Origin of the sequence: Rhodococcus sp. 06-418-5 (assembly GCF_002258285.1) — a bacterium.
Lineage (GTDB): Bacteria > Actinomycetota > Actinomycetes > Mycobacteriales > Mycobacteriaceae > Rhodococcoides.
Genome location: NZ_NOYE01000001.1, coordinates 1 through 5,308 on the forward strand (window position 1 = coordinate 1; position 5,308 = coordinate 5,308).

The 5,308-nt window shown below is 56.1% G+C and carries 3 rRNA genes; all 3 read right to left on the reverse strand.

What is annotated here, in order from left to right:
• Positions 1-2 precede the first annotated feature (2 nt).
• Positions 3-119, reverse strand: a 5S ribosomal RNA gene (gene rrf, locus CH274_RS00005).
• Between the two features lie 133 nt (positions 120-252).
• Positions 253-3,406: ribosomal RNA gene (locus tag CH274_RS00010) — 23S ribosomal RNA — on the reverse strand.
• 357 nt (positions 3,407-3,763) lie between these two features.
• Positions 3,764-5,281: ribosomal RNA gene (locus CH274_RS00015) — 16S ribosomal RNA — on the reverse strand.
• Together the 16S, 23S and 5S rRNA genes form the textbook arrangement of a ribosomal RNA operon.
• Positions 5,282-5,308 lie beyond the last annotated feature (27 nt).

Below are 5,308 nucleotides of genomic sequence, written 5' to 3' on the forward strand. Positions count from 1 at the left end.
GTGTTCGGCGGTGTCCTACTCTCCCACACCCTGTCGAGTGCAGTACCATCGGCGCTGGAGGGCTTAGCTTCCGGGTTCGGAATGGGACCGGGCGTTTCCCCTCCGCTATGGCCGCCGTAACTCTGCGAAACAGTTACACACGGAACATCAGCGGTGCCACCGGATCTGGATCGGTGACGTACTGGGTTCATTCAATTGTTGTGCTGAAACGTGTGTTGTTTCAGATATTGCACAGTGGACGCGTAGCTTCTTTGTGGTAAGTCCTCGGCCTATTAGTACCAGTCACCTGCACCCATTACTGGGCTTCCAGTTCTGGCCTATCAACCCGGTGGTCTGCCGGGGGCCTTACCCCCTCGAGGGGGTGAGAAACCTCATCTTGGAACAGGCTTCCCGCTTAGATGCTTTCAGCGGTTATCCCTTCCGAACGTAGCCAACCAGCGGTGCTCCTGGTGGAACAACTGGCACACCAGAGGTTCGTCCGTCCCGGTCCTCTCGTACTAGGGACAGCCTTCCTCAAGTTTCTTACGCGCGCGGCGGATAGAGACCGAACTGTCTCACGACGTTCTAAACCCAGCTCGCGTGCCGCTTTAATGGGCGAACAGCCCAACCCTTGGGACCTACTCCAGCCCCAGGATGCGACGAGCCGACATCGAGGTGCCAAACCATCCCGTCGATATGGACTCTTGGGGAAGATCAGCCTGTTATCCCCGGGGTACCTTTTATCCGTTGAGCGACACCGCTTCCACTTGCCGGTGCCGGATCACTAGTCCCGACTTTCGTCCCTGCTCGACTTGTCAGTCTCACAGTCAAGCTCCCTTGTGCACTTGCACTCGACACCTGATTGCCAACCAGGCTGAGGGAACCTTTGGGCGCCTCCGTTACATTTTAGGAGGCAACCGCCCCAGTTAAACTACCCACCAGGCACTGTCCCTGAACCAGATCATGGTCCGAGGTTGAGGTATCCAATACGATCAGAGTGGTATTTCAACAACGACTCCACAGTAACTGGCGTCACCGCTTCACAGTCTCCCACCTATCCTACACAAACCGAACCGAACACCAATACCAAGCTGTAGTGAAGGTCCCGGGGTCTTTTCGTCCTGCCGCGCGTAACGAGCATCTTTACTCGTAATGCAATTTCGCCGAGTCTATGGTTGAGACAGCTGAGAAGTCGTTACGCCATTCGTGCAGGTCGGAACTTACCCGACAAGGAATTTCGCTACCTTAGGATGGTTATAGTTACCACCGCCGTTTACTGGGGCTTAAATTCTCAGCTTCGCCATCACTGGCTAACCGGTCCTCTTAACCTTCCAGCACCGGGCAGGCGTCAGTCCGTATACATCGTCTTACGACTTCGCACGGACCTGTGTTTTTAGTAAACAGTCGCTTCTCACTGGTCTCTGCGGCCCACACCAGCTCACACTGCAAGAGTGATCACCGGCAGGGGCCCCCCTTCTCCCGAAGTTACGGGGGCATTTTGCCGAGTTCCTTAACCATAGTTATCTCGATCGCCTTAGTATTCTCTACCTGACCACCTGTGTCGGTTTGGGGTACGGGCCGTGTAACAACTCACTAGAGGCTTTTCTCGGCAGCATAGGATCACTGAATTCGCCTCAATCGGCTACGCATCACCTCTCAGGCTATGTGAACGGCGGATTTGCCTACCGTTCGCCCTACAGGCTTACACCAGTACAACCACTGACTGGCCCAGCTACCTTCCTGCGTCACCCCATCGCTTGGCTACTACCAGATCAGGTCCCACGCATCCACCCGCCCCCGCACACCCGAAGGCGTGAAGTAAGCGAGATTCAGGGTGGTTAGTATCACTGATTCACCATGGGCGCGGTTACACGGGTACGGGAATATCAACCCGTTGTCCATCGGCTACGCCTGTCGGCCTCGTCTTAGGTCCCGACTCACCCTGGGCGGATTAACCTGGCCCAGGAACCCTTGGTCATTCGGCGGACGAGTTTCTCACTCGTCTTTCGCTACTCATGCCTGCATTCTCACTCGCGCAGCCTCCACACCTGGATCACTCCGATGCTTCCATGGCTGCACGACGCTCCCCTACCCACCCACACACCTGCACACAGATCCGCAGACCTGCATGGGGCTGTTGTGTGAGTGCCGCAGCTTCGGTGGTGTACTTGAGCCCCGCTACATTGTCGGCGCAGGATCACTTGACCAGTGAGCTATTACGCACTCTTTCAAGGGTGGCTGCTTCTAAGCCAACCTCCTGGTTGTCTTCGCGACCCCACATCCTTTTCCACTTAGTACACGCTTAGGGACCTTAGCTGGCGATCTGGGCTGTTTCCCTCTCGACTACGAACCTTATCGCCCGCAGTCTCACTGCCACGCTCTCACTCACCGGCATTCGGAGTTTGGCTGATTTCGGTAAGCTTGTAGGCCCCCTAGACCATCCAGTAGCTCTACCTCCGGTGAGAAACACGTGACGCTGCACCTAAATGCATTTCGGGGAGAACCAGCTATCACGGAGTTTGATTGGCCTTTCACCCCTACCCACAACTCATCCCCTCAGTTTTCAACCTAAGTGGGTTCGGTCCTCCACGACGTCTTACCGTCGCTTCAACCTGGCCATGGGTAGATCACTCCGCTTCGGGTCTAGAACACGCCACTACACACCTTGCGGTGATACGCCCTATTCGGACTCGCTTTCGCTACGGCTACCCCACACGGGTTAACCTCGCGACATGCCACTAACTCGCAGGCTCATTCTTCAAAAGGCACGCCATCACCAGCCATGACGAATCATGCACCGGCTTTGACGGATTGTAAGCGCACGGTTTCAGGTACTATTTCACTCCCCTCCCGGGGTACTTTTCACCTTTCCCTCACGGTACTAGTCCGCTATCGGTCACCAGGGAGTATTCAGGCTTATCGGGTGGTCCCGACAGATTCACAGCAGATTTCACGGGCCCGCTGCTACTTGGGTATCCACAACAACAGTTGCAATGTTTTCGTCTACGGGACTCTCACCCTCTACGACAGGCCGTTCCAGACCACTTCGACTAACACCACAATTTCTCACTGTCGGCCGATCCGGCAGAATCGACAATGCAAACCCCACAACCCTCCATACGCAACCCCTGCCGGGTATCACACGCACAAAGTTTGGCCTCATCCGCTTTCGCTCGCCACTACTCACGGAATCACTATTGTTTTCTCTTCCTGTGGGTACTGAGATGTTTCACTTCCCCACGTTCCCTCCACACACCCTATATATTCAGGTGCAGGTAACACGACATCACTCGTGCTGGGTTTCCCCATTCGGACACCCTCGGATCACAGCTCGGTTGACAGCTCCCCGAGGCTTATCGCAGCCTCCTACGTCCTTCATCGGCTCCTGGTGCCAAGGCATCCACCGTACGCTCTTCATTACTTACAACAAAGATGCTCGCGTCCACTGTGCAATTCTCAAACAACACACACACCCTCACGTCAACGCCGCCACCAGACAGCCACCCCCACAAGCGAACTCGCAGAAACAACCCGGTATGAACAACCGTGAAAGCCTGTATATGTCTTGCCTAGAAAGAAACACTCACGTGTTCTCTCAGGACCCAACAGTGCATCGATATAACTCGTTCGGCCACCGGCATTGCCGGCGACACGATGAACGAATTGGTTGTCAGTGTTCCACCCGTGAGCTCCCGCCGTTCCACGTGTGGGAACGAAACGGGCTCTGCCAGACCATCATCCGAGCACCTGTGTGCTGGTACATGTTCTGGAGAATGCTCCTTAGAAAGGAGGTGATCCAGCCGCACCTTCCGGTACGGCTACCTTGTTACGACTTCGTCCCAATCGCCGATCCCACCTTCGACGGCTCCCTCCCACAAGGGGTTAGGCCACCGGCTTCGGGTGTTACCGACTTTCATGACGTGACGGGCGGTGTGTACAAGGCCCGGGAACGTATTCACCGCAGCGTTGCTGATCTGCGATTACTAGCGACTCCGACTTCACGGGGTCGAGTTGCAGACCCCGATCCGAACTGAGACCAGCTTTAAGGGATTCGCTCCACCTCACGGTCTCGCAGCCCTCTGTACTGGCCATTGTAGCATGTGTGAAGCCCTGGACATAAGGGGCATGATGACTTGACGTCGTCCCCACCTTCCTCCGAGTTGACCCCGGCAGTCTCTTACGAGTCCCCGCCATAACGCGCTGGCAACATAAGACAAGGGTTGCGCTCGTTGCGGGACTTAACCCAACATCTCACGACACGAGCTGACGACAGCCATGCACCACCTGTACACCGACCACAAGGGGGACCGTATCTCTACGGTTTTCCGGTGTATGTCAAACCCAGGTAAGGTTCTTCGCGTTGCATCGAATTAATCCACATGCTCCGCCGCTTGTGCGGGCCCCCGTCAATTCCTTTGAGTTTTAGCCTTGCGGCCGTACTCCCCAGGCGGGGCGCTTAATGCGTTAGCTACGGCACAGATCCCGTGGAAGGAACCCACACCTAGCGCCCACCGTTTACGGCGTGGACTACCAGGGTATCTAATCCTGTTTGCTACCCACGCTTTCGTTCCTCAGCGTCAGTTGTTTCCCAGAGACCCGCCTTCGCCACCGGTGTTCCTCCTGATATCTGCGCATTTCACCGCTACACCAGGAATTCCAGTCTCCCCTGAAACACTCAAGTCTGCCCGTATCGCCTGCAAGCCCGAAGTTGAGCCCCGGGTTTTCACAAACGACGCGACAAACCGCCTACGAACTCTTTACGCCCAGTAATTCCGGACAACGCTCGCACCCTACGTATTACCGCGGCTGCTGGCACGTAGTTAGCCGGTGCTTCTTCTGCAGGTACCGTCACTCACGCTTCGTCCCTGCTGAAAGAGGTTTACAACCCGAAGGCCTTCATCCCTCACGCGGCGTCGCTGCATCAGGCTTCCGCCCATTGTGCAATATTCCCCACTGCTGCCTCCCGTAGGAGTCTGGGCCGTGTCTCAGTCCCAGTGTGGCCGGTCACCCTCTCAGGTCGGCTACCCGTCGTCGCCTTGGTAGGCCATTACCCCACCAACAAGCTGATAGGCCGCGGGCCCATCCTGCACCGATAAATCTTTCCACCACAACACATGCATGCTGTAGTCATATCCGGTATTAGACCCAGTTTCCCAAGCTTATCCCAGAGTGCAGGGCAGATCACCCACGTGTTACTCACCCGTTCGCCGCTCGTGTACCCCGAAAGGCCTTACCGCTCGACTTGCATGTGTTAAGCACGCCGCCAGCGTTCGTCCTGAGCCAGGATCAAACTCTCCGTAAAAGACTCTCGATCAACAGCCGAAACTGC